The sequence below is a fragment of the Pantoea sp. BS_8 genome (assembly GCF_041954965.1).
Classification (GTDB): Bacteria; Pseudomonadota; Gammaproteobacteria; order Enterobacterales; family Enterobacteriaceae; genus Pantoea; species Pantoea stewartii.
The window spans coordinates 1-21,833 of record NZ_JAVAXU010000015.1 but is presented as its reverse complement, the minus strand read 5'-3'; the positions used below and the strand labels follow the sequence as shown (position 1 = coordinate 21,833).

Annotated in this window: 28 protein-coding genes; 2 read left to right on the top strand and 26 right to left on the bottom strand. The window is 54.0% G+C overall.

All coding sequences use genetic code 11. The features are described from left to right. Nucleotides 1-15: 15 nt before the first annotated feature. The 23 genes from traU to RAC65_RS20075 form a co-directional block, all read right to left on the bottom strand. Nucleotides 16-1,008, bottom strand: coding sequence for a conjugal transfer pilus assembly protein TraU (gene traU, locus RAC65_RS20185; RefSeq protein ID WP_375097114.1), 993 nt, complete (start codon nucleotides 1,006-1,008; stop codon nucleotides 16-18). After that, nucleotides 1,005-1,346 carry a hypothetical protein gene (locus tag RAC65_RS20180; RefSeq protein ID WP_375097113.1) on the bottom strand — a complete coding sequence of 114 codons (342 nt, stop codon included), beginning with the start codon at nucleotides 1,344-1,346 and terminating at the stop codon, nucleotides 1,005-1,007. Before RAC65_RS20180 ends, traU begins: the two co-directional genes overlap by 4 nt. Nucleotides 1,347-1,562: 216 nt before the next feature. Then, a complete protein-coding gene (locus RAC65_RS20175) occupies nucleotides 1,563-2,705 on the bottom strand; it encodes a hypothetical protein (RefSeq protein WP_375097112.1) in 1,143 nt (380 codons plus the stop codon). Nucleotides 2,706-3,032: 327 nt separating this feature from the next. After that, entirely contained in the window at nucleotides 3,033-3,290 is a 258-nt protein-coding gene (locus RAC65_RS20170; RefSeq protein WP_375097111.1) for a hypothetical protein, read from the bottom strand. 44 nt (nucleotides 3,291-3,334) lie between these two features. Next, a complete protein-coding gene (locus tag RAC65_RS20165; protein ID WP_375097110.1) occupies nucleotides 3,335-3,628 on the bottom strand; it encodes a hypothetical protein in 294 nt (97 codons plus the stop codon). A 416-nt stretch (nucleotides 3,629-4,044) separates the two neighbouring features. Further along, nucleotides 4,045-4,776, bottom strand: a complete 732-nt coding sequence (locus RAC65_RS20160) for a hypothetical protein (RefSeq protein WP_375097109.1) — start codon at nucleotides 4,774-4,776, stop codon at nucleotides 4,045-4,047. Between the two features lie 39 nt (nucleotides 4,777-4,815). Next, nucleotides 4,816-5,508, bottom strand: coding sequence for a hypothetical protein (locus RAC65_RS20155; RefSeq protein ID WP_375097108.1), 693 nt, complete (start codon nucleotides 5,506-5,508; stop codon nucleotides 4,816-4,818). Next, nucleotides 5,501-5,788 carry a hypothetical protein gene (locus RAC65_RS20150; protein ID WP_375097107.1) on the bottom strand — a complete coding sequence of 96 codons (288 nt, stop codon included), beginning with the start codon at nucleotides 5,786-5,788 and terminating at the stop codon, nucleotides 5,501-5,503. The genes RAC65_RS20155 and RAC65_RS20150 overlap by 8 nt, the downstream gene beginning before the upstream one ends. Continuing rightward, nucleotides 5,785-6,405: a type-F conjugative transfer system protein TraW gene (gene traW / locus RAC65_RS20145; RefSeq protein WP_375097106.1), complete on the bottom strand. Its 621-nt coding sequence runs from the start codon at nucleotides 6,403-6,405 to the stop codon at nucleotides 5,785-5,787. The genes RAC65_RS20150 and traW overlap by 4 nt, the downstream gene beginning before the upstream one ends. Beyond that, complete coding sequence (gene trbI / locus RAC65_RS20140; RefSeq protein WP_375097105.1) at nucleotides 6,402-6,854, bottom strand: type-F conjugative transfer system protein TrbI; 453 nt, start codon at nucleotides 6,852-6,854, stop codon at nucleotides 6,402-6,404. Before trbI ends, traW begins: the two co-directional genes overlap by 4 nt. Continuing rightward, nucleotides 6,847-9,519 (bottom strand): type IV secretion system protein TraC, encoded by a 2,673-nt coding sequence (traC, locus tag RAC65_RS20135; protein WP_375097104.1) that lies wholly within the window; start codon nucleotides 9,517-9,519, stop codon nucleotides 6,847-6,849. Before traC ends, trbI begins: the two co-directional genes overlap by 8 nt. A gap of 2 nt (nucleotides 9,520-9,521) precedes the next feature. Continuing rightward, entirely contained in the window at nucleotides 9,522-10,070 is a 549-nt protein-coding gene (gene traV, locus RAC65_RS20130) for a type IV conjugative transfer system lipoprotein TraV (RefSeq protein ID WP_375097103.1), read from the bottom strand. A gap of 298 nt (nucleotides 10,071-10,368) precedes the next feature. Beyond that, the gene (locus tag RAC65_RS20125; protein ID WP_375097102.1) at nucleotides 10,369-10,767 is read right to left on the bottom strand and encodes a hypothetical protein; all 399 of its coding nucleotides are present in this window, start codon (nucleotides 10,765-10,767) and stop codon (nucleotides 10,369-10,371) included. A gap of 253 nt (nucleotides 10,768-11,020) precedes the next feature. Next, the gene (locus tag RAC65_RS20120) at nucleotides 11,021-11,509 is read right to left on the bottom strand and encodes a hypothetical protein (protein ID WP_375097101.1); all 489 of its coding nucleotides are present in this window, start codon (nucleotides 11,507-11,509) and stop codon (nucleotides 11,021-11,023) included. Next, the gene (locus RAC65_RS20115) at nucleotides 11,478-12,269 is read right to left on the bottom strand and encodes a hypothetical protein (RefSeq protein WP_375097100.1); all 792 of its coding nucleotides are present in this window, start codon (nucleotides 12,267-12,269) and stop codon (nucleotides 11,478-11,480) included. Before RAC65_RS20115 ends, RAC65_RS20120 begins: the two co-directional genes overlap by 32 nt. Then, nucleotides 12,266-13,009: a hypothetical protein gene (locus RAC65_RS20110; protein ID WP_375097099.1), complete on the bottom strand. Its 744-nt coding sequence runs from the start codon at nucleotides 13,007-13,009 to the stop codon at nucleotides 12,266-12,268. The genes RAC65_RS20115 and RAC65_RS20110 overlap by 4 nt, the downstream gene beginning before the upstream one ends. A 13-nt stretch (nucleotides 13,010-13,022) precedes the next feature. Then, complete coding sequence (locus RAC65_RS20105; RefSeq protein WP_375097098.1) at nucleotides 13,023-13,400, bottom strand: hypothetical protein; 378 nt, start codon at nucleotides 13,398-13,400, stop codon at nucleotides 13,023-13,025. After that, nucleotides 13,397-13,927, bottom strand: coding sequence for a transcription/translation regulatory transformer protein RfaH (rfaH, locus tag RAC65_RS20100; protein WP_375097097.1), 531 nt, complete (start codon nucleotides 13,925-13,927; stop codon nucleotides 13,397-13,399). Before rfaH ends, RAC65_RS20105 begins: the two co-directional genes overlap by 4 nt. An 11-nt stretch (nucleotides 13,928-13,938) precedes the next feature. After that, nucleotides 13,939-15,330 (bottom strand): F-type conjugal transfer pilus assembly protein TraB, encoded by a 1,392-nt coding sequence (traB, locus tag RAC65_RS20095; protein ID WP_375097096.1) that lies wholly within the window; start codon nucleotides 15,328-15,330, stop codon nucleotides 13,939-13,941. Then, nucleotides 15,327-16,058 carry an F-type conjugal transfer protein TraK gene (gene traK / locus RAC65_RS20090; RefSeq protein WP_375097095.1) on the bottom strand — a complete coding sequence of 244 codons (732 nt, stop codon included), beginning with the start codon at nucleotides 16,056-16,058 and terminating at the stop codon, nucleotides 15,327-15,329. Before traK ends, traB begins: the two co-directional genes overlap by 4 nt. Beyond that, complete coding sequence (locus tag RAC65_RS20085; RefSeq protein WP_375097094.1) at nucleotides 16,055-16,714, bottom strand: TraE/TraK family type IV conjugative transfer system protein; 660 nt, start codon at nucleotides 16,712-16,714, stop codon at nucleotides 16,055-16,057. The genes traK and RAC65_RS20085 overlap by 4 nt, the downstream gene beginning before the upstream one ends. Nucleotides 16,715-16,764: 50 nt before the next feature. Then, on the bottom strand, nucleotides 16,765-17,070 hold the full coding sequence (traL, locus tag RAC65_RS20080; RefSeq protein ID WP_375097093.1) for a type IV conjugative transfer system protein TraL: 306 nt from the start codon (nucleotides 17,068-17,070) through the stop codon (nucleotides 16,765-16,767). Nucleotides 17,071-17,073: 3 nt separating this feature from the next. Then, nucleotides 17,074-17,499: a conjugal transfer protein gene (locus tag RAC65_RS20075; protein WP_375097092.1), complete on the bottom strand. Its 426-nt coding sequence runs from the start codon at nucleotides 17,497-17,499 to the stop codon at nucleotides 17,074-17,076. 210 nt (nucleotides 17,500-17,709) lie between these two features. Here RAC65_RS20075 and RAC65_RS20070 point away from each other — a divergent pair, with 210 nt between their 5' ends. Further along, entirely contained in the window at nucleotides 17,710-18,303 is a 594-nt protein-coding gene (locus tag RAC65_RS20070; protein ID WP_039343344.1) for a hypothetical protein, read from the top strand. Between the two features lie 515 nt (nucleotides 18,304-18,818). Here RAC65_RS20070 and RAC65_RS20065 read toward each other — a convergent pair. Beyond that, complete coding sequence (locus tag RAC65_RS20065; RefSeq protein WP_375097091.1) at nucleotides 18,819-19,208, bottom strand: conjugal transfer protein; 390 nt, start codon at nucleotides 19,206-19,208, stop codon at nucleotides 18,819-18,821. Between the two features lie 916 nt (nucleotides 19,209-20,124). On the opposite strand from RAC65_RS20065, the gene RAC65_RS20060 reads away from it, so the two are divergent. Further along, nucleotides 20,125-20,655, top strand: coding sequence for a lytic transglycosylase domain-containing protein (locus tag RAC65_RS20060; protein ID WP_039343338.1), 531 nt, complete (start codon nucleotides 20,125-20,127; stop codon nucleotides 20,653-20,655). Nucleotides 20,656-20,717: 62 nt separating this feature from the next. Here the strand turns inward: RAC65_RS20060 and RAC65_RS20055 are convergent, their stop codons facing one another. After that, on the bottom strand, nucleotides 20,718-21,275 hold the full coding sequence (locus tag RAC65_RS20055; protein ID WP_272843534.1) for a RadC family protein: 558 nt from the start codon (nucleotides 21,273-21,275) through the stop codon (nucleotides 20,718-20,720). Then, the gene (locus tag RAC65_RS20050) at nucleotides 21,268-21,600 is read right to left on the bottom strand and encodes a hypothetical protein (protein ID WP_272843533.1); all 333 of its coding nucleotides are present in this window, start codon (nucleotides 21,598-21,600) and stop codon (nucleotides 21,268-21,270) included. The genes RAC65_RS20055 and RAC65_RS20050 overlap by 8 nt, the downstream gene beginning before the upstream one ends. Nucleotides 21,601-21,833: the final 233 nt, after the last annotated feature.

Here is a 21,833-nt window from a genome sequence, read left to right as displayed (position 1 = left end):
TCGGGCTCCTGAACGTCAGAGGTATACGCAGTTCCGCTTTCGCCAGAGCAGCCAGCCAAAGTTCTTTTTGGTGGCAGGCGTGTTGTGGGTACTGCCCCAGAGCTGCGTCGAAGTGCCAAAGGGATGACAGTCACTCGGCTCCGGATACATGTTGACCATCTGATATCGCCAGCGGGATTTTGGGATGATCGGGGACGGGTATTCATAACAGACCGCCACATCCGCCCCGACCGTCTCCATCACCAGGCCCTCACGGTGAAGCTTGAAGGCCATTCGCTCCGTCACAAGCAGTGACGCCTCCAGCGGTGAAAATTCGTTACTGGTGTAGCCCGTGAACGGGTACATTGAACCCTGAGCGCCGGCACACCAGAAAAGCGGGTCCAGCGGCAGACCTGCGGTGGAGGAAATGGAATCGGCTGCACAGGCTCCCTGCGCAAGCAGGTTATTGAACAGCGCGACTTCCGGATTGATGATCATCGAAAGCGTACTGTCGTTCCAGAGCGGATCAACTTCCGAAAGATAGGCAATATCCATATCTCCGACCTGCATACAGCCGGTACTGGTGATGATGTTCAGCCAGAACAGAAGCGGATATTTGTACCAGTGAACGTGATAAAAACTCCCTGGCGTGGGGGCGTCACTCTGCCCGGCCCGGCCTGTACCGGTTTTGCCCAGATTGATTTTAAAGCCCCCCATATTCACCATGACACCAGGCTCACGGGTCACATCGGCCAGGGCGAGAGGTTCCCAGAATCCGATGGCCAGCCCAAGACGGTAAAAGATGCCGTAGGGGCATAACTGAATGGGGGATGCCGGATTTGGCGTATCCGGATGCGCGCCTGACGCCAGCTGGATACTGCCGAGTGACATGGGAAACAGACACTTCCAGCAGACATCGCTGATGGGGTTCACCCAGCGCCCGTCACCGGCATTGTCACCACCTGCAAGGGCCGGTCTGGCTGCAATGACTGACAGCAGCAGGCACAGCGTCAGCAATAATCTTTTCATTCATCCGCCTTTTCAGCCAGCGGACAGAGCCACACACAAACCGGGCCGTCGTCAGTGTCATGAATACTGCCTGTAAACCAGCCTTCCCCGAGCGGTCTCACCGGCTCCCAGTCACTGCAGTTACCGGTTTTCCAGTAGCGTTTCATCTGCGACGGATCAGCGTCAATTTCCATCCAGGAAGTCGCAGATTTCAGTCGGTGCGCGTTGAGCCAGGCACTGAAATCGTCAGAAGCGGCAAATTCATTCCCGTCAACGGAGGTAAAATAGTCAGGATGGGTCCAGTGTCCCCAGCGATCGCGCACAACATCGCGCGCTGAGATTTCAGCGTGAACTGTCATAAAAGGAATTCCGTGATTGTGGCAGCAGCGCTGCCGGCGTCAGTTAATCAGGCCTGCCTGCGGAATGCAGGCTGAGGCGTACCGCAGCAGGGCGAGGAACGAACAGCCTGTGTGCCGCGGGCGGAGGATGTCAGAATATCAGGGGGAGAATGCTGGCCAGCACGATGAAGCCTGCGCTCATCAATATTGACAGCGTCACTAAAAATTCGATCCTGTTCATAAACCGGCCTCGGGTCTGATCGGGTCCTGTAATGAGGCTTTGAATGTTCTGAAAGCCCAGCCGCCAACAGCGTGCTTTTCTGCTTTTTCCGTGATGCCCTGCTCCAGTGCGGTGGCCAGCTCCGTGAAGAGTCCGACAAGCTCCTCCTTCCGGCGCCAGGCATCCGCCTCCAGCACGATCCACAGGTGGTCCTGCGTCATATCGCGGCCACCGCTCAGGTTTTCATGCCAGGCCCATGCGACAGGCTCCACGCAACCGTCCTGTGTTTCGGGCAGGAAGAAAGGGGACGTATACGTCATCTCACAGGTGTTGCCTGACCAGAGGACGGGCTCACTTCCGCGTCCACGAGCCTCCTCCTGTTTCCGAAAGGTCTCCAGTGTTTTCCCGAACAGGTGAGAGTCCGGACGCGTTTCAGGAAGCCTGCAGGGACCGCCGTACGTGCAGTCAATGCTGCTGACGTGGTCGTTCCAGAAAAAATATTCGAAGAAGTCGAAGTTTCTGAGAAATGCCGGAATGACCGAATGAAGCTTGCCGGCCGCCACGCTGCAGGTCAGCGTGACCTGACGCAGGGGCTCATGGCCTTCACCTTCCTCCGGTAGGGCCGGATAAGCGCAGTAGCACATTCCGCACTTTTCATGCATCACCACGCGGTGGCGTTCGGGGAAGTGACTCATCCTGACATTGACCTGATGCAGGAAAAAAGACAGGTCGCGGTCATGCATTCCGCTGTCGGTCTGTATCAGTACGACCAGCCAGTCCCGGTCCTGACCGGGTCTGAAATCTTTGAGAGCGTCTATCCAGTTCATCGTCCCGACCATCCAGAAATTCTCTCTGCAAAACCTGAAACGGCTCCCGGGCCCTTCCTGCAGTTGCCAGCTCACACCGCCCTCACTGCCGCGCAGTTCGCCTTCTGACTCTGCGAGCGGATGCCCTTCCAGCCTTTCTGACATTGCCTCTATCACATCGGGAATGCCCCTCTGCAGCCCCCCGGGTGCAGCCGATAAAATCAGCCTGTAGTGAGTCAGTTTGCCTGTTTCCTCGCCCTCACTGCAGGCGTCATTGTCATTCTTCAGTTGAATGCGTGTCGCTGCATTGCTTAAACAGGCATGATTAAGTGAATCAGGTGGGATCTGAGTCATAACGGGTTATCTCCAGAATAGCGTTAAGCCGCCAGAGAATTCCGCGGCCTGAAAAATGAGAGTGAGTTCGCGCTGCCGGCTTACTTCGCGCCGGCAGATTTTGCGGTAAATGCACGAAGGGCGTACTCCGTCAGGGACGGGAACAGTCAACAAGTGTGAATCGTGAAGGAAAACTTCAGATGTTCAGAAGAAAACTCTTATTTCGCAAAGGCGCGCACAGCAATATCACGCTCAATACCCTTCGGTATTCATTCATGAGCTGAGCTTTTACAGCGCGCAGAGAAGTTTGTAGCGCACGTTGTGATTAATGGGGGACAGGCCATGAAACTAATCACCACCCCCGCCACCATGACCACCTCCACAGTGACCACCCATATCGGATGAGCCACAACCGACATCATGCCCTCCGGTATACGTGTCACTCATCAGAACGGACGTATTTACACTGCTGTCATCGCCTGAGTTGTTTGTTGAATGCGTCCGGCCCTGTGAGCCGGATTCAGATAAACGGGAGATAAAGTGATAGATCAACCACGGCAGGGTTGCCACGCCGAAAAGGACCAGTAGGATTTTTGCTGTATACATGATTCAGGTTTCCTTTCAGAAGCCCGCACTTTCTGGCGGGGTGATTAAATGCTGGCCGGCGTTGCGGGATAGGCACGAAAGGCGTAGCCACTGTCATCATCGTGATCGCCTGCGGCCACCTCACCTTTTTCAATGCGGCTGGCCGTCTGCTCCAGAAACCAGACTGTTTCCTTTTCTGAAGTATGGCGGGTCAGCTGCAGCAGCACCAACAGATTATCCTGGTCAGATACGTCACACGGCTCTCCAAACACCGCTGTCCAGACCTCCGGGACAACGTGACCGCCACATCCCGCGGTGCCAAAGTAAGACGGCTTGTCGGCGTTCGTCCTGGCAGTCATAAGTACGCTTACGTTGTGGTCTGAGAAAAAACGCGTCATTTCTGCGCCGGGCGAACACAACTGTGATACCGGAAGGGTACGCAGCAGTGAGGGTAAAGATGTCTTCAGGGTTCCGCGCGGCGCTGATATGTGCAGGCTAATCTGGCGTACGGGCCAGGCCTTCTTATACCAACTCAGGTGCCTGCCGAGGCTCTCTGCCAGCCTGCTGAGTTTTTTATCTTCTTCACTCTCCTCAATCCTTGTCCAGTGCTTTCTTAAAAGGTTCATTTCTTCCGGGTCGTTGTAAAGCCCGTGAATTTTCTGTTGCACCCAATTCAGTTCTGTCCGCAGTTTTCTTACCAACAGATACAGAAACAGACTAAGTCCTGCAGCCATCATGAGCCCCGCGTACAGCAGATTTCGTTCATGTATCATCGTCATCCTCCCTGTTGTGACATGGCCCCGACCGTCCAGTCGTCTTTCACACTGGCTGACTGTAAGGGGCGTGCATGTCGTGATGGACAGGTAATAAAAGCCCAGCCGGTATAACCGTCGTTAACGCCATACTGGATGATCCCTTTTTCAATCTGCTCAGCGACAGACCGGAGAAAATGCGGCAATGTTTCAGGCGCGGTCTGGTGCGTCCCCTGCAGCAGTACCACCACCAGTTCCCTGTCCGGCATCGGCATATGAGGGCCAAAAACCTGCGTATAGGCTCCCGGCTGCGCGGCTCCCCCAAAAGAATCAGGACCAAAAAAGGAGGGGCTGTCAGCGGTGATGTCCGACTCCATGTGCCAGCGTAAAACACCGTCCCCGCCGAGTTTCCCGCCGGTCGTCGTCCCTTTTTCTTTACGGAGGAAGCGGGCCAGCTGACGCAGGCCATCAGGAATGTCCCGCTGCAGCGTGCCTGGTGAGCCCCAGCACATGATGCTGACCTGCTGCAGTGGCCACATATCCTGCAGCCAGCCTGAATGCACATCACGCCGGTTCAAAAACGACTGAGGGGTGATGGCCATCTGAGTATCAGCGTGCTGCGGGGTATTACGTCCGTCGGCCCGGTCTGCCAGCGCTTTTAGCGTCTGCTGACGCACCTTTTTTCCGACGATCACAGCCAGCCACACAGTGAGGGCAAGTGCCCCCGCTGCGAACAGCACATTCAGTTTTTCCACCTTGCATCTCCCGTTGAGAAGGGCTGTTCCGGTGCATCGTTAATGAGGTGTGTTCTGGAGTTCCTGGTCTGTCATGCATGGCGCTTCTCCTTTCCAGACCACAAACCAGCCCGCTGCTTCTGCACCTCTCCGGCACATTTCTGTCCAGCCGGTTGCATGACCATCCTCAGTTGCGGAAGCCAGCCGCCTCTCTGCAACTTCATCTGACTGAAACGGTGCCAGATAGCGCTCCCTTGCCATAAAAACTTCCGCACCTACACGCTGGCGTACATAAAAGGGAAGCTCTGCAGCCGACTTCGCATCGGTTCGCAGCGTATATCCCTCTTTTTCCAGCGCTCCGCCAAACGCCGCCAGCAGGAACTGCCAGTAACGAATGTTTTCGCTCTCAGCCATATAAGCAGCCATCTTTCGGCTTCCGAGCTGCGGTGGGGAAAACACGGTGAACGTTTCTTCCGGCTGCAGCGTATTCTCCTTCCGGGGCGAAAATGGCCGGACAAAGCGGCGCAGAATCAACGCAAACGTCAGGAGAAGCAGAAACATACCGGCTGCAGGAAGATGATCGATAAGCGCCCCCAGCGCCCGTATACTTTCCGGCGCGATGACGATTTCTGACCGGCAGCTCTGCAGTGGCTGGACGTCAGCCATCGGGTGACCGCTGACAGGCTCAGCCACCATCGGGACGGGATTTTCAAAGGAACCGTCTGGTACGGCGGTGAGTGTTCGTTCAGTCATCTTCACTGCCCTCAGCGGTCAGATGCGCCATACCCTGCTGACGCATGACTTCCCCCACATCCCTGTCGGTCAGTGACGCAAGCACAATGGCCGAGCGGGCAGATCCACTGCACGCAAGCAGGGCCTGTAGGCCTGCGCGGAGAATGACGGACTCGGAATAAAGCGGGAACTCATCAACCAGCCTGCGAAGGCCAATTTTGTCATTATCATCCAGGCGAACCTGAGAGTTATGACGCTTGATTTTTTCAGGGGGCATCGGCCCCCTAGTGATGTGACTCATCTCAGTGCCACCTCCTCCACCCTGAGCGCCCTGTCAGCACGCGTTATCCGCACCGGGGTGTGCTCAAAGCCGAATTTTGTTGTTAACGTTCCGTACTGGTCGAAATACACCGGCTCATCGAGCGCCACGCTGCTGTCGTGAATGTTGCCCCTGACCAGAATGACTTTGAAATTCTGCTGGCCTCTGACCTGCGTTTTAATCCACGCCATCTGTAAAGGGTTATCACCGTCAATGAAATAAAGCGTTTCGCTGTAGGGCACCTTATCCAGCGGGTTAACTTTGTCTCCCGCTCTGGCTATGACGTTTCCGTGTATATCGCGCACGGTTTCACGAACCGTAAACGTCGGGTCGTAGAGAAAAGCCCGATCCTTAATGGCGGGCGTCAGCCCGGCAACCGGCGCAGGCCTCACAGCATGCGCTTTCACCCGCGCTTCAGCTTCACGCTGAATACGGGCCATTTCGCCGCTGTCCTGCATCGATTTCAGACGCTGCGCGATAAATGTCAGCAGATCCGGTTCAGCAATCTGAAACAGGTGGCCGATACTGCCCAAATCTTTCGCGCTGGCCGGTAATGAAACCAGCGCGCAGATCACAAGCGCGACCAGCCGCCTTTTCATTGTGCCCCCTGCATTTGCCGGGCGATGTCAGACTGGATTTCCGGTGTGATGTCCTGTGCACCGCTGACAACGGCACCTTTCACCAGGATTATCCCGCCGTGTTTCTGCCTCCATGCGTTCAGGCTGCTTTCAAGGGCCGAACTGAAACGGCGGGTCAGCACCTCAGCCGTTTCTTTGGTTAGTTGCGCCTGTGAACTCTGCTGTTTGAAGGTGTCGATGGTGCCTTTCATGTCGAATTCGACCGTCTCCTGCTGGTAGCTTGCAGAAACCAGCATGCTGATACCGGCATTCAGCCCCAGCAGAAGTAATACAGCGAGTGAAATCACTAAAAACCGCCGCTGTAACAGCGGCGCCATTCTGCTGCCCTTTTTCACTGCCTGCCCTTTTTGTTCCGTTGTGGCCAGAGGCGCATCGTCTGCGCCGGTGTCCATCGCTTCATCGTTATGCATGTTCTTCCTCCTTCAGGCCTTCGGGTTTCGTCATCCCCGCCCAGAGTTTCAGTTTTTCCATCTCGTCCTGGTACATGTCGGGTTCCGAAGCAAGCAGCCACGCGGCTTCCTCACTGGTCGCACCCTCATCCTGAGCATCACTCATGTACTGGTAATCTGAGCCTCTTGTGCTGAACATTGCCCGCGAGACCGGGTCCACAAACACCCGATAGAACGAACTCAGTTCACCCGTTGAAATCATCACTGAGCCGTAGCCTGTATTGCCTGCCTTCTCAAATCCGCGAATGATTTCCGTTTCCATTTCGCTGAACTGGTCAGGGTTGGCGTTAAGGTAGGTCGTCAGGGCCTTACGGTCCTGAAGCAGCGTAATCTTGGTGCCGCTGTTGTCCCACGCGGCAGCCGCCGCTGACGGAGCCGGTTTTTCAGGAAGTCCGGTGAAGTCTTTCATGCCCTGAGTGATCGTAATGAACGCGCCTTCATGCCGGCGCACGGTGCGATAACCGGTTTCGATGAAGCGTGCAGCGTGCGGGTTCTGTCCACTGAAAAGCCGCCAGGCCTCATCGATAATGGCCAGTTTTTTGACATATCGAGACGATTTGTACATTTTTTCCTGAATCGCGAGGATCAGGGAGTAGAGCACGGCTGACAGCAGATTTGGTCTGTTTTCAAGGCTTAACAACTCCAGCACGGTGAAGCGTGTTTCGCTATCGAGGGTCGGCGCATCGGAGTTAAAGTATTCCCCGTCACTCCCCCAGGTGCACCAGCGGTCAAGCAGCAGAATCAGTTCATGCATACGGTTCATGATCGTCGGCTGAGTGCCATACTCGCGCTGTACCTCTTCCGACTTCAGGTAATTCACGACGTCGTCGATGCGTGCACGGTTTTGCCGTGACGCATAGGCCGCCACCACGCCTTTTTGCAGTATGGCCTCGCTGATTTCATCGAGCCGGCCCTGCGGGCTGGCCAGAACGGCCAGCAGACCGGTGATCCCTTCGGCAGACTCACTGATGTCTGTGACGTTGGCAAACGGGTTAAAGCGCAGTGTTTCTCCTTCAAGGTAGGAACCGCCCGCCTGTCTGCAGAAGTTTTTGTAACTCCCGCCCATATCAATGACGAAGCCGTAACCGCCTGTATTGAGCACCTCACGCAGTACGTTCTGGATAAGAAAACTCTTTCCTGCCCCCGAGATGCCGGTGACCGCCCAGTTAAAGTTGCTTGCCTCATTATCTTTGTCATACATGTCCAGGAACGTCAGCTGATTCCGGTAGGTGACCAGCGGTATTCCTTTCTTGGACAGCTTGCGTTCAGCAACCACAGGCATCATGTTGACGGCATTGAAACTTTTACAGCGCAGTGTGGCACCCATGTGCTTCATGTCATCCCACAGCCCCTCCTGCATAAGGAAAGGCAGCGTGGTGAGCCAGTTGCGCAACTGCTGATAGCGGGGAGCGGAGATTTCGAGATCGTTTTTGCGGAACACGTTGACTGCCGCATCTTCACACCGCTGCTGCTCTCCCGCATTGTCCGGGGTAAACAGCGTCAGGTTCAGGCTGAAATCACACATGGCAATTTCATTGTTAACCAGCCCCTGTCGCAGTTCACGCCATTCCTGATAGGCACGTTCCGTACCGGGGAAAAGTTTGGCGTAAGAGGTGGCCGCTTTTTTGCCGAGATCCTGCTCTTTATGGAAGGCGTCGTTCTGGCTTTTTACCTGATCCTCCACACAAATCGTCCAGCTCAGAATAAACGGGCAGGGAATACCGAGGTCGGGGTAGCGCATGTTCTGCAGGTTATCTGATGCCTGCCACAGCGCAAACCGCGCCGGTGGCTTCGTCAGCTGCATACTGACAATGCGGGTGCTGGCCACGGCGTCATCCTCGCCCTCACTCAGTTTTCTGTCCTCCGGCTGGCGTGCTGTCGTCATGCGGAGGTAACTCGGATAGACTTCAAGCTCAGTACTGTGGTCTACGCTCTGACGGTGCAGCTCCTGCTCTGTGTTCCAGTGTGAATCACTGGCCGTCACCTGTCCGGGGCGGTAGTTCAGCTGTTCACGCATGACGGACAGGAATTCTTCGGGACCAACTGGCTTCGAATCCATATGTGCAGCCTGCAGCGAAATCCGGAGGGTTTCACGCAACTGAGTGACCGCATCCATCGCCTGAATCCCGCCTCTGCCCGCCTGGCCGTAAACCAGAAAAACGCGGTAGTTACGCAGATACAGTGGATAATCTCGCCTGTTGCTCAGACCACACAGTGACGCGCGCTCCCAGAACGCTTTAGTAATGCTGTTCAGCCGGGGGGCCATGCTGCCTTTCCACATGTCCTTGCTCAGCCCCGCATCAAGCATATCGCCCACACATTTACTGGCCACCATCAGAACGGTGACGGGTGTCTTGCGCGGCATTTTTTTACGGAGCAGGTCATCCAGCCCCTGAACCACTTCCTTGTTTGCCCCGGCCAGCGGGGAGACTTCCATAATGAAACCCAGGGAATGGCTGTTGATGTACAACTCGGTTTTGTCATCATACATTCGCCAGGGGAGCAGGCTGGTCAGTTTGGGGTAGCTGAAATGATTACGCAGCATGCTTTGTGCGGCCTTCGCGCCACCTTCATGTTTGCTGCCGGTTAAAAGACCTGAAAGCTGATTAAGGAGGGATTCAATCATGGTCATTCCCCTTCACTGATAACGCGATAGTCATCGTCCCAGCGGGATTTTTTCTTCACAAATTCCACGACTGCGGGCTGATGAAAACTGTCCTGTTCATCCACCCAGGGCGCGATCCACAGACGCTGCGTTGCGTCAGGGATACGTCGGGCGTCTACCTGTCCGGGGCCGTTACTGTCTGCTGCTGTTACGGTGCCGGCAGGCAGTGATGATGCACGTACAGGAACCGTTGACGCTGTTATTGTGCCTGCCGTCACTGCCTGACCTGATACCGGACGCGGGGCAAGCGTTGCGACACTGACAGTACGGTGGGGGTTAATGGCGGGCTTCACATTGCCGGGCGTCGCCAGCGCCTCAGCGGCAGCCTTTGGGGCGGCGTCCTTTTGCGCGGTCAGGTCATCCAGACTTTTACCCTTGTCAGCCAGATGACTGGCTTCGGACATCGTCAGGCACTGGTCAGTCGCGGTTTTGTTGCAGTCGAAATCAGTGTTCATACCGGCGCAGCCGGTGAGCGCAGCGCACAGCAGTGCGCACGCAAACAGTTTTTGCATGGTGAAGTCCTCTGGTGCGGCGGTGCCGCGGATAAGGGTGTGAATGTGAAAAGTGGCGGTGAGAATGACCTGTCGGATTAAACGGGTTTCACCCAACGGGGCTAACTGGCTTCCTTCTCCCTGATAAGAGTCTGGAGCCTGGCCGGGGTCTGGGGGACGCTGCTGCTGAGCAGCGACTGCGTGGCCTGGGGCATTACCGCGCCCGGCCACACGCTACATATACAGATGAAAGTTATAGCCCGGCAGAAGCACTGACGCGTTCACGAACAAAACGCCTCAGTAAAACATGCCTGGTTCCTCAGTTGTTTTCCTTGTCCGTGCGTTCATAACAAATATCATTAACACACCAGTATTTTCCAATATCCCGACCGTCCGTTGTGAGAGTGGTTATCGGCTCCATCACTGCTGTGCCGGGATCGGCATTAACACAGCCGCTGACTGTCACCACGTAACCACTGGTCATCTCCAGCACAGAAACATCATCATCGTGGTGAAAGAAGCCGTGGCAGTTGTTTTTCACCATCGCCAGCGAGCCAGTCTGTTGCAGTTTATTTTCACTTTTAGCATGGAGCATCATCGGCATCCCATACAGCACGCCCACCGACAGTAACCCGCAAAACCCTGCGAGTAAGAGGAGTGAGAGCAGAAATTCAGTATTCTTCGATGATCGGTTATTTGACACCTTACTGGTCGTCATATTCTGTCACTCCTTACCGCGTCATATCGCCGCTTACTTATTAGCTTCAGGAATTCGCTGAGCATTCGCTGTTCCTCTTTCGTGACAGTTGTGGTCTGCTGACATCCGGGGTTCTTGCTCAGTGTCACGACAGTTCAGCGACTGGTTGAGAGATTCAATGGCCGTCAGCAGTGAAGCCAGGGTATTACTGTCTGCCTGTGAGCGCCATGCCTGACGATACCGGACGCGGAGAGAGCAGAGCCGGATACGTTCTTCACGACTGCTGTGCGTTGTCATGATATCGGTCCTCTGTGTCACGTCCCTTTTTGCGTTTATTCCGTATTGCACGTTCTTCCTCTCTTACCCATTCATCCAGCATGTACAGATCAAGGCGGCCCTCCTTTAAAATACTCTGCTGCAGTCTGGCAAAAGCATCATGATCCGTGGGCACGTAGGAAACCAGTTCACCTGAAATAAGGTCAGGCCAGTTATGCGGTTTCTTTTTCCAGCGAAGCCATAACACAGCCGACGAAACGACTGAGGCCAGACCTGCCGTCAGGAGTACAGGACGGATTGGCCCCACAAAAAAAACCTCCAGATTGATAACAACGATTAAGGCAGTCAAAGCCCACACCGCAAAAGTTTCAATATGAGGTGGATGTCTTACCAACCATCCGCGATGCATCATACTGATACGATTAAACTGTTTTCGCTGCTTTCTGAAAGTAGCTTCAGTCTGTTTCAGGTTCAGGTTCAGGTTCACTTTCCCCTCCACTCATTTGAGAAACGGTCAGCAGGCGCTGGTCCACCCAGCCCTCTGCACTGCAGGTTGCCACAGCAGAAAACGTATTTTCCGGCGTCCAGTTCAGCACCGCCGCGTTGTTTTCCGGCACGCTCTTTACATCGCCGAGTTCACAGGAAGGCAAAACCACTTTCCCTTGACGAAACGCCGTCACCACGATTTTTACCGGCTGGCCACTCACAATCTGTGCCGGAACGGCCCACTGAAAACTCACGTCAGACTCCCCGGCTGCGGGGGCTGGCGGCTCACTGCTGCTGCCGCTGTCAGTTTCACGCAGCCGGCTGTTTATCCATTCGCGATCGCTGGAAGACAAATCGTGCTGACTGAGTAACCATACCAGCGCAGCCGTGCCCATCCAGCCGGGGCCACTGGCCTCTTTCTCCCTGATGATGGTCTGAAGCCGTGGTGAGGGCTGAGGCCCGTTGCTGTTCAGCAGAGACTGCCGGTTAGTGGGTGAAGGCCGGTATCCCGGAGACGTGCCGTTAACCCGGCCCGCTGGACTGCCGTTTCCTCCGGCAGATGTCGCGCCGCTGCCCGATTCAGGCCTGAAGCTTTTGTAGGCGGGCGCGCTGCCTGTTGAGGAGGGCCGGTACGACGGACTGCGGGCGGCAAAGCCTGATGAAGATTTAAAAGATGATCGGGAAGAGAAACCGACCGCCATAACGGGCAGCGTCTGCAGAAGGCAAAGCGCGACAAGCGTCCCCCTGACGAGAATGTTCATTTTGCCTCCCAGTTTACCTGCCCGTTCACGGTGATAATGCTTCGGTCTTTAGCAAGGGACTGAATGCGCAGAATCTCTCTCGGGCTCATCGTCTCGGCGTCATCGGTTATCATGAGCCTGTTGTAACACTCGCCGATACAGCGCAGCCGCCACAGCAGTGCACTGGCATTATCGTGCTGATCGTTGTAAAGACGGCTGAGACTGGCGGGTGCCCTTGTGTCGCCTGCAAGCCAGGCCTGAGCAAAAAAGGCAGCGGCACGGACGCTGTCTTTCTGCACCCACTGCCCCTTTTCTAATGTGTGAGCTGCTGCAGCCAGAACATTCGCTGACGCCCTGTCACCGGCAGAATGACTGGCAAGCGTAATCAGTTCTTTAGCAAGTTCAGGCATCTGTGATTCAAGCTCGTCTGGCGGGTCATCCCGTATGAACAGGTCAGCAAAGGCGTCCGGAGAGTGTCGCTTAAGCGCTGAACGATAGAGTGAAATTGCAAGGTCGTGGTACTCATTCATAATATGGTTTGAACACGTCGGCCTCAGCTCCAGAAATCCGTCGGGGCAGTTTTCCTCCGCATCCTTATTCAGCTGCTGCCAGGCCTGAAAGGGATCGGGATTCTGCAGTGCTCTGGTCCGGGCCTCGTCAAACTGGCTGTCACTAAACTCACATCCGGCCAGCAGCATCACGGACAGCAGCACAAGCGATCTGATTACCTTCACAGCGGGTATAGATTTGTTTATCAACACAAAAATCTCCTGTCTAACGACCTCGCGATGGATTCAGTGCCGCCATCACAGTGAAGGCAAACGTAATCAGGACGCTTACGGACAGTGCAAAAAACAGAAACCCTGGGCTGTGTGTCAGCGAATGGTTTCCCGAAACGGCATCAAAGATGTACATTCCGGCTATCACCAACCAGCACCAAAAACCGTACTGAGTCGCAGAAGAAACCAGTTCGCTGTCAGGGTTTGTCAAATGCAGGAGCAGCGTCACAACCGAGGCTGACGCCATCACGCCCCACACTGACCATGACAGGCCAAACCCGCGTGACATAAACAAGGCCATCACGCTCAGGTTCACAGTCAGCAGCGCGAGTGTCGCCATAAACACGACCCACTTTTTTTTAGTTACGTTCATGTCCTGTACTCCCTGCAGCTTTTGTGACGGAACCTGACGCCTTCCTTACGCAGTTTCCGCAAATCCAGCTCAACGATGCGGCCCATGAGTGTGACCAGCATGACCGCCCGCTTGGTGCCGTTTGGCTCATGCCAGACGGCTTCAAAACCCTCAAAAACGCCGCTTTCCAGAATGACCGTGTCGCCGTGAGCCGGGGGTTTTTCCTTTGTTTCCACAACCTCGCCCGTCATTTCCTTCAGCGCGTCCATCTGCCTGTCGCTCATGACGGCCAGACGTTCACCGAACCGGACAATCTGCGAGACGCCACGCGTTGCCTTGATGGTTGTGGTGTGGATTTCCTCCGGATCGAAGCGCGCAAAACCGTAGCCAGGAAACAGCGGCGTCGGCTTAAGGGAGGTTACTTTTCCCTCAGCCAGTCGTCTGCCGGTGTAAAGAGGAAACCAGCACTCCACTTCCTGATTAACCAGATGCGCTTCAGCCCGCTTTTCCTGGGCAAAGAGAGTTTTCAGTACGTACCACTGTTTCATCGCGAGTCCTTTCAGTTGATGGTGTCGCCGAGCCGCAGCTGGCTGGCCTGCCTGAGCACTTCATCCGGGTTCAGAACGGTTGAATCAGAACCCCCTTTTGGGCTGTTAGCCGCAGTGGTGGCCGCCGTCTGCTGGACCTGATTTGCCGGGGCCTCTTTCTTCTCTTTCTCAGCCTCTTCCTGCTCGATCGTTTTCAGCCGGAAACCCTGCTGGAAGACCACGGTGACCGCGTTACCCGCCCCGATATCGATAACCGGGTGATACTGCTCTGCACGCTTGATGTAATACTGACTGAGCGTATCGGCCGCTTTGCTGGCACCGCCGCCGAGGCCCTGTTTGAAAATGTCACCGGCACCAATCGTTGTCGCACCGCCCAGTCCGACCATAGGGGTGGCGGCAGACTTGAAGCCGTCGCCCAGGCCAGACAGGAAGCCCGCCCCGCCCGCATTCATCAGAATTTGTCCGTTACGCATCACCGGTTTTCCCCGAATGCCGACCTTACCCTGATAGGACACGTGCCCTTCAAAAGGCATATCGATGTGGTCGCCGTTTTTCAGGATACAGCTGATGTTTTTGGTCCGGACGTCACCGCGCTCGCTGGAGATGTCACCGTAGATTTCGCCGGTCACGCGACACTTGTCCATGTTGTAGGTCCGTCCGTTCGGCATGGAGACGTCGCCGAGCAGCGTAATGACCACGGGCGAGGTGTTCTGCTGACCGGTCACGCTGGCGTTAGCGTCAGCTCCCTCAATCATGGTTGCCTCGGAGAACGAACCCGACGGAATCCACGGCAGGGTGTACTTTGGTTTCTGCAGCGCGGCATAGGTGAACGTGTCACGCTTCAGCCCTCCGGGGCGTACGGTTCCGCTGCCGGGATAAAAACCCTGTCGTTCTTTTGAGGGATAGAACTGACCACCCTGACCGGATGCCGGCCCGTTGGCCGGATCGGTCACCTGCCACTGCGCAGGGCCTGCCGGCCCTTTTGACAGCGGGCCGTTTGCGGGCATCCCGGCACTGCTTTGTGTGCCAGTGTTATTGCCGGCTGAAGGCGGTTTGTCCGCCTGATTCTGGAGTTTTTCAAGCGCGCTGCTAATCTGCTCCAGTTTTCGGGTCATGGCTTCATTCTGCGAACTGACCGCGCTGGACAGTGTATCCAGGCCCTTTTCCAGCGTGGCCGTTTTGTTCTGCTGCTGAGTCAGCACGGAGTTGGTCACGGTTTCGGTAAAGTTGGAGGTGACCAGTCCGTGTCCGGTCAGGTCCACCTTCACCGGCGCAGGTTTTTTCAGCTCCTCCTGATGATGTCTGTACCACCAGACACCCGTGCCGATGGCCGCTGCAACGGCCACCGTAATCCCCGTTATCACCCACTGACGGCGGCGGGTTGCCGTGTTGATGTTGCTCATTGCGAACCCTCCGCGTCAGTGGAGAAAATCACCCAGGCGTAGCCCTGCCCACCGGCGTAAAGCGTGCGAGTGGACAGCATCACGGCGCGTACCCCTTTCTGCCAGAACTGCCTTTCGCTCAGCTCGCGCGTCACATAGCCGGTGTTGCTCATGCGATAGCGCATGACGCGCAGATGGGAACCGGCAAGCTGACGCTCGGGCGTCAGCGTCACGCCGGCAGCGGGCGTGTATGCCGGTCCCCGGTCGGCGCTCAGCTCGGTATAGGTATCCGGTACGCCACCGTTCACGACGGTACGGGCGACGCTGACAAGCGTCTTCTCCCACGGCTGACTTTCTTCCCAGGCTTTCGCGTCAGGATTGGCTTTGAATTTTGTTACGGCAGGGATGAGGCGCAGTGTGCGCCCGTTCCCCGGACGGGGTGACACATCGAGTGAGGCGCTGATGCCGCTCGCCGTTTCCAGGAAAATGGTGAAGTCCTGGCCGGTCGTGGGCGTAATCAGCAGCGCGCCGTCCGCGGTGGTGTCGCGGTTGTAGGCATTCTCAGGGCCGGTTACGCCCGTGATGAGTTCGCCGTCGATAATGACTTTATTGGGACTGGTGTTGCTCATCTGCGCCTTCAGGTGGGCATTGTTTTCAAACACCGTTCCCGTGGGGCCGCTGACGGCTGCCATCGCGCTGCTGGTCAGGCAGGCTCCGGCAACAAGTAGCGCGGTAAAGGTCAGTTTCATGATTTTTTCCCTGAGTCGTCAGCGTCAAAGGCGGCTGGCCACTTCACTTCGGAGAAGTCTGTCAGGCGGATAAGACCGTCAACGTAGTGAAGATTAAAGCGGTAGGCCTTTCTGGCATCCGGAAGGTCAATCCTGTCCTTGTCACTGGCGGCTCTGACGCGACGTGCATCAGGCGTGACGAGGTTAAGACTGCCGTTGGTGGTGCTGGCATGAAGCGTGCCGCCGACTGTGATTTCACCGGTGGTGGTGTCGGTGAATTCATGCTCGATACTGAACACGCTGGAAATGCCGTTTTTCTTGATGTAGTCGGTCTCAACCGCAAGGGTTTTCTTCATTTCGGAGCGCTGCTCCGGGGGAACCCAGCTGAGTAAACGCGCGTACTGGCTGTCTACCGTTTCTGGCGTCACGTTCAGGCGGAGGCTGGCGAGAGAGCGAACCAGCATGCTGTTCAGGTTCGCATCGCCTCCGGTGGCCGTTGAGCTGAATGCACGGTCAAACATCATCGGAACGGTGATGGTTTTCTGTGTGCTGTAAAAATGCCACGCAAGACCGCCGGTAATACAGTTGCCGGCGACGCTGAGCGCCAGAAGGCCGCCCAGTCCACCCAGCAGTGCCACCGTCAGTCTGTTTCGCGTCTCTTTTACACGAAGTTTCATTATCCCTCCCGCGTGGGGAAAAGGTGCCGCCCCGAAGGGCGGCAGGGTCATTACTGCATCCAGTGCCGGTTGGCTGAATCAGGCACGCGCCGGAACTGCACCCGAAACAGCATTGTCGGCAGATACCAGTACAAGAGGTTCAGAAGCCACCAGGAGCCCTGCCCTTTCTTGAGGTGCCGGATGAAAAGCCAGAGCACCGCCCCGACAACGAGCATCACGATGAACATGTCGATGTAAAAGCCGAGCAGACCACAACCGAGGAGGATAAAAGCCTCTTCAGGCGGCAGCCCTATCCATCGTTTCTGCTGGTTCAGTGTTTCCGGGAAGCGATATTTGGATGATTCCCGCTCGTCCACGATTCAGTTCGCAATCAGTGGGTAGAGCGTACGGGTGGCGATAATCAGGAGGACCAGGCCGCCGAGGACCATCGGGTTGCGGGTTTTGACGTAAAGCCACAGACAGGAGAGGAACTCAGTGACATAAATAATCCACTCGACCGTACCGCCGTGGCCGAAGGTGTCATTGATGTCGGTTTTCTGCCCTGCCAGCAAATCCTGCGCACTTGAAATCTGAGGGAATGCAGAGAGCAGAAGCATTACCCCGGAAAAAATGAGAATACGCTGCATAAACGGGCTGGACTTAACGAGCAGGAAAAACGCGGAGGACTTCAGTTTAAAGCGGGCGGAGAGCTGGCCGATAACACTGCGTTCAGGTGGTCTGACACCGTCCGGTAATGCTACCGCCACCGCCCCTTTTTCAAGGGGGGTTAAAACATCTGGCTTCATTGTAATTAATCCTTGATTTGAGTTAAGGAAATGTCATTGCGCGTAAACGGATGTAACGCTGCGTAAGTGTACATTTTCTCAAAAAAAAAAAATCTGTGACGCATGTCACACTTTTACATGACTGTTCAGTTAATTTTAAGATTAATCCTGAATGCCGTTGGCGTAGGCTTGGGCCCTGACAAGGGAACGCCTCGTAAGGAGGACAGCGGTATGAAAGTTAAAGAAAAATTGGGCGAACGCAGAGGAAGGCCCAGAAAGTACGCTCAGGGTGAAATGCAGTACCGGAAACTGTGGCTGCCAGAGAACTTACTGACCGAGCTGCGCATTGCGGCAAGGGTTCGCGGATATACAACGAACGACGAAATCATCAGCAGATTAATTACCTCCCTGCAGTTCTCTCCACGAAGGCCGGTTATAAAAACAGGCGAAGGTCAGAGGCTGGTCGCGCTGGCCAGGCTGTTTGATGAATTTATACAGAGCCGCCTGGAAGTTATCCGGCAGCAATATGCCGCAGAGTTAAAGAACCAGGAGGATAAAAAAGTATTTGTACCCGGCCAGAAGCGCGCATTCAGCAGCAGTTTTCCGGTTAATTTAAAGAGGGATATCGGCATAAGCGCCCGGTTTAATAAGCAGAGCATGAACGAGGAAATTATGCAGCGACTGCTGGGTTCACTGAATTACCTGACTGAACATCAGCTACCCGAGAATGAAGAGGTTCACAGACTGAGAGAGCTGGCCGTTTTGTTTGATGAATTTATAACAGAAAAAGTCAGCCGGGCAGAGAACCCTCTCATATCCGGTTAGACCTGCATTCTCATCACGCCGTTTTATTTTCACCTTAACGATTAACTGATTTCTGTACACTGATATTCTGTGTGCGCAGCACAGTTGCATCCCTGACACAGTGAAAGGGACTATCGCGGGTCATTTAAATCAGCACAGGTTTATCCCTTAAAGGGAAAAAGACTTAACACAGCGGAGATTAAGGGCGAACCAAAAAGAGCTTTCTGTCTTAATGCATTCGCCCTTAAATCACTTCAGATACTTTTATCCTGCATGCCTGATGAACCTACAAATTACACATTCCTCCCTGCCGGAGATTATCCCGCCTGCACAGAAAGCGCCACAGTCACGCCGTGATAAAGTGAAGCGCTTCCCGGGCGGAATATCACGCATGAAAGAAAGGATATGGCTTAACCGGATGGAGGTGAATTAACGGGTCGGGAACAGCAGGAAGGATAAGGCGGGGAACGGGCGCAGTCAGAATGCAACCGGAAAGAAAATGAGTCGGGATTTACCCGACTCACTCAGTAAAGTGATTACTCTTTCTGGATGAAGTGTTTGCTCTCCGCGTCATATTCCGCCTGACTGATTGCCGAAAGATTTTGATTCAGCAACTCGCTCAGTCTGTCGTCTGAGTTTTCACCGCGCATATGCAAATACATTTCGGTCATCATGGCCGTCATAATGCTGATACCTTCACGCACGCCAGCCACTTTCCGGATTAGGTCACGGTTATAACCTTCTTCATCAAAAGTGTTCCCCTCCCCCTGATGTTTTTTGATAATCAGACCAATCCCGACCAGCTCATTAACCATTGAGGAAAAGTTAATTTCCCCGTGCGTGGCACCGTTCTGAATCTCAATCTCAACGAGTTCCTGAACATCCCTTTCCGTTTTTTCTTTAAAGTAAATATTTCTTCTGGCCATGTCTCATTCCTGAATGCCGCTGATATAAATACGGGCAAAGCGTTAGCTTAATGCGGATTTAAGTTTTGCTGTTCCTGACCACGAAAGCGGTGTAAAACAGGTGTGGGTTTCTTTTTATTATTCGGCTGTTTTTAACTGTGTGTCAATCAGGCACTGTAATTTTATTTTTGAGCTGATTTTAATCATAAAAGACACCTCTGTGCGGAAAGCCATTTTACAGAAAAACGGGTGCTTTTTAGCCGTTTTTCAGTGTGTTAATCCGGCACTGTGGCCTGAAAACAGCGCAAAGAAAGCCCTTTAAGAGCCCGTTTCAGGTGTGTTAATCCGGCACTACAGGGCCATTTTGTGTGTGTTAATTCGGCACTACAGGGCGATTTTATGTGTGTTAATCCGGCACCATCGCAGAATAAAACTCACTTAAGTTAATGATTAAATTAAACAACCACAATTAACACACACGACAGTGCCGGTAGCAGTGCCTTTTTGACACACAATCCGGCACTGCATCAACACACAATCCGGCACCTTAAAAACACACAATCAGGCACTGCATTAACACACAATCCGGCACTGACATGTCATCTAATCCGGCACTGCAAAGTGTGTTAATTAACACACAATTTAGTTTTAACCTCAAAAAAAACATAATATTTGAAGCCTAACTCCATGTTTTAAAAAAACAAAACCGCAAGATGAAATCTTGCGTGGGGTGTGATGAAAGAGAAACTATAAAAGCGGCTTGTTGAATATGTGTCTTAAGTGGAATTTAATTAACCCCGGCCTGGCACTGACAACACACATCAAGCGCAGAGTGCGCGCCTGTAACGAATTATCTTGCACAGGATGATCTGAGAAGGTATTTTTTGCGCAGACACAGCACGGCGCATTTTGCGCACGCACATGAGATTCCATAAATATGAAGTGGTTACCCGCCGCCGTCCTTTTTATCGCATTTACCGTTCAGGCTGAGCCAGAAATGTGTTTCACGAAAGCCGGACATGATTTCGGTATTGATCCGCGTTTACTCATGGCACATTCCATTCAGGAGTCGCATATGCGTAATAACGCGATAAACAACAAAAGCGCACGAAAAAGCACTGACGTATGCAATATGCAAATCAACAGTTCAAACTTCAATGCGTTAAAGAAATTCAATATTACGCGGGAACGTTTACTGGCTGATCCGTGTATTTGCATTTATACCGGCGCATGGATCGAGGCGAGCAATTTTAAAAAGTATGGCAGGACGTGGGATACGGTCGGTATGTATAACACCGGACCGAACCCGAAGTTAATTAAACAGCGCAGGGAATATGCAGCGATAATCAAGAGCATATACCGCGTATTGCTGGCACGGGATATGATTTACAGCAAGAGGCATCCGGAGCAGGAAACCATTACTGGCAGCCACCTGACACAGAATATTGAAATGCCGCTGGATAAATAAAAGCGATCCCCGAACATTCAGAGGATCGCATCAATATCATTCCGGAACTAACCCCCGCATTCTCAGACAGCGTGCAACATACCCGTTTCCGCCATTGAGGTGCATTCATTACCCGCCACAATAATATGGTCAAGTAAAGCGATATTAACCAGTGCCAGCGCCTGATTTATTATCTGGGTGATATGCTTATCCTGCCGTGAGGGTAAAACACTCCCGCCCGGATGATTATGGCTGAGTATTACGGCAGCCGCGTTGTGTTTCAGCGCCGCTTTTAGAACCTCACGCGGATGGACTTCTACGGATGCAATACTCCCGTAAAAAATCTCCTCCCAGCAAATCAGCTCATTCTGGTTGTTGAGAAAAGCTGCGCCAAATACTTCACGCTCAAGACCTGCCAGTTTCGCCTGGAAAAAATCCCGTGTATCACGACTGGTTGTTAACGTTATCCCTTTTTGAAATTTCACGTCTATTGCACGGCGCGCTTCCTGCAATATTTCTTCCACCGTTGCCATGCGGTATTCGCCGTCTGCGCCGCGAACCTGAAGCGCAGAAAAAAATGCCACCTCCCGCACCTCCGCGCAACGAAAAAAATCCGGACTGGCAACGGGCGAATTATTCATGACTACCCCCTGCCAGGTCAGACAGCAGTTTTTTTGCTTCAACCGTTACGGTATAGCCGAGGTCGAATTCATACAGCGCAACCGGCCAGTGATTAAGGGTAAATATCTTACGGGTTTCGTTATCTTCGCAGGGATCAATAATTTCCTCGAAATATATTAAATCCCGCCATGACAGACCGCAGGGGCCGATGAATTGCCCGTTGTCGATAACAAATTTGCAGACGTCCTGAAACTGATCCGCTGTCAGTCCGGTGTTGACTTTTGTCCCTTCAACCCGTGTTTCGGTAGATTCAGAAGCGGCGGTCTTGACGTTGTGTGTGTTCATGCTGGTACTCCTCTGTCGGTTGCTGTTAACCATGTTTCGGTGAGTTCATCGCGGCGAAGGGCAAAGTGGCGCCGGCGAAGTGAGGACAACCAGGGGCGAAGACAAAAAGTTTTTGCGGGGGTATGCAAAAAGTTTTTGGCTGAGTGCATTTCACCCCTGATTGTCTGAGCTGACGGTGGTACTGTCAGCCCTCCGCGGTGGACCTCCGGAACAGAACAGCCGCACGGGATGAA

What these genes read in the sequence shown, in the direction of transcription:
- RAC65_RS20070 (WP_039343344.1), top strand. Translation starts at nt 17,710, where the DNA reads ATGAAAGTTAAAGAAAAATTGGGCGAACGCAGAGGAAGGCCCAGAAAG.
- RAC65_RS20055 (WP_272843534.1), bottom strand. Translation starts at nt 21,275, where the DNA reads ATGAATAATTCGCCCGTTGCCAGTCCGGATTTTTTTCGTTGCGCGGAG.
- traB (WP_375097096.1), bottom strand. Translation starts at nt 15,330, where the DNA reads ATGAGCAACATCAACACGGCAACCCGCCGCCGTCAGTGGGTGATAACG.
- RAC65_RS20085 (WP_375097094.1), bottom strand. Translation starts at nt 16,714, where the DNA reads ATGAAACTTCGTGTAAAAGAGACGCGAAACAGACTGACGGTGGCACTG.
- RAC65_RS20065 (WP_375097091.1), bottom strand. Translation starts at nt 19,208, where the DNA reads ATGGCCAGAAGAAATATTTACTTTAAAGAAAAAACGGAAAGGGATGTT.
- RAC65_RS20180 (WP_375097113.1), bottom strand. Translation starts at nt 1,346, where the DNA reads ATGACAGTTCACGCTGAAATCTCAGCGCGCGATGTTGTGCGCGATCGC.
- RAC65_RS20060 (WP_039343338.1), top strand. Translation starts at nt 20,125, where the DNA reads ATGAAGTGGTTACCCGCCGCCGTCCTTTTTATCGCATTTACCGTTCAG.
- trbI (WP_375097105.1), bottom strand. Translation starts at nt 6,854, where the DNA reads ATGCATAACGATGAAGCGATGGACACCGGCGCAGACGATGCGCCTCTG.
- traV (WP_375097103.1), bottom strand. Translation starts at nt 10,070, where the DNA reads ATGCAAAAACTGTTTGCGTGCGCACTGCTGTGCGCTGCGCTCACCGGC.
- RAC65_RS20165 (WP_375097110.1), bottom strand. Translation starts at nt 3,628, where the DNA reads ATGACTGCCAGGACGAACGCCGACAAGCCGTCTTACTTTGGCACCGCG.
- traU (WP_375097114.1), bottom strand. Translation starts at nt 1,008, where the DNA reads ATGAAAAGATTATTGCTGACGCTGTGCCTGCTGCTGTCAGTCATTGCA.
- RAC65_RS20150 (WP_375097107.1), bottom strand. Translation starts at nt 5,788, where the DNA reads ATGAGTCACATCACTAGGGGGCCGATGCCCCCTGAAAAAATCAAGCGT.
- traK (WP_375097095.1), bottom strand. Translation starts at nt 16,058, where the DNA reads ATGAAACTGACCTTTACCGCGCTACTTGTTGCCGGAGCCTGCCTGACC.
- rfaH (WP_375097097.1), bottom strand. Translation starts at nt 13,927, where the DNA reads ATGAAACAGTGGTACGTACTGAAAACTCTCTTTGCCCAGGAAAAGCGG.
- RAC65_RS20050 (WP_272843533.1), bottom strand. Translation starts at nt 21,600, where the DNA reads ATGAACACACACAACGTCAAGACCGCCGCTTCTGAATCTACCGAAACA.
- RAC65_RS20115 (WP_375097100.1), bottom strand. Translation starts at nt 12,269, where the DNA reads ATGAACATTCTCGTCAGGGGGACGCTTGTCGCGCTTTGCCTTCTGCAG.
- RAC65_RS20125 (WP_375097102.1), bottom strand. Translation starts at nt 10,767, where the DNA reads ATGACGACCAGTAAGGTGTCAAATAACCGATCATCGAAGAATACTGAA.
- RAC65_RS20155 (WP_375097108.1), bottom strand. Translation starts at nt 5,508, where the DNA reads ATGACTGAACGAACACTCACCGCCGTACCAGACGGTTCCTTTGAAAAT.
- traC (WP_375097104.1), bottom strand. Translation starts at nt 9,519, where the DNA reads ATGATTGAATCCCTCCTTAATCAGCTTTCAGGTCTTTTAACCGGCAGC.
- RAC65_RS20170 (WP_375097111.1), bottom strand. Translation starts at nt 3,290, where the DNA reads ATGTATACAGCAAAAATCCTACTGGTCCTTTTCGGCGTGGCAACCCTG.
- traW (WP_375097106.1), bottom strand. Translation starts at nt 6,405, where the DNA reads ATGAAAAGGCGGCTGGTCGCGCTTGTGATCTGCGCGCTGGTTTCATTA.
- RAC65_RS20075 (WP_375097092.1), bottom strand. Translation starts at nt 17,499, where the DNA reads ATGAAGCCAGATGTTTTAACCCCCCTTGAAAAAGGGGCGGTGGCGGTA.
- RAC65_RS20175 (WP_375097112.1), bottom strand. Translation starts at nt 2,705, where the DNA reads ATGACTCAGATCCCACCTGATTCACTTAATCATGCCTGTTTAAGCAAT.
- RAC65_RS20105 (WP_375097098.1), bottom strand. Translation starts at nt 13,400, where the DNA reads ATGAACGTAACTAAAAAAAAGTGGGTCGTGTTTATGGCGACACTCGCG.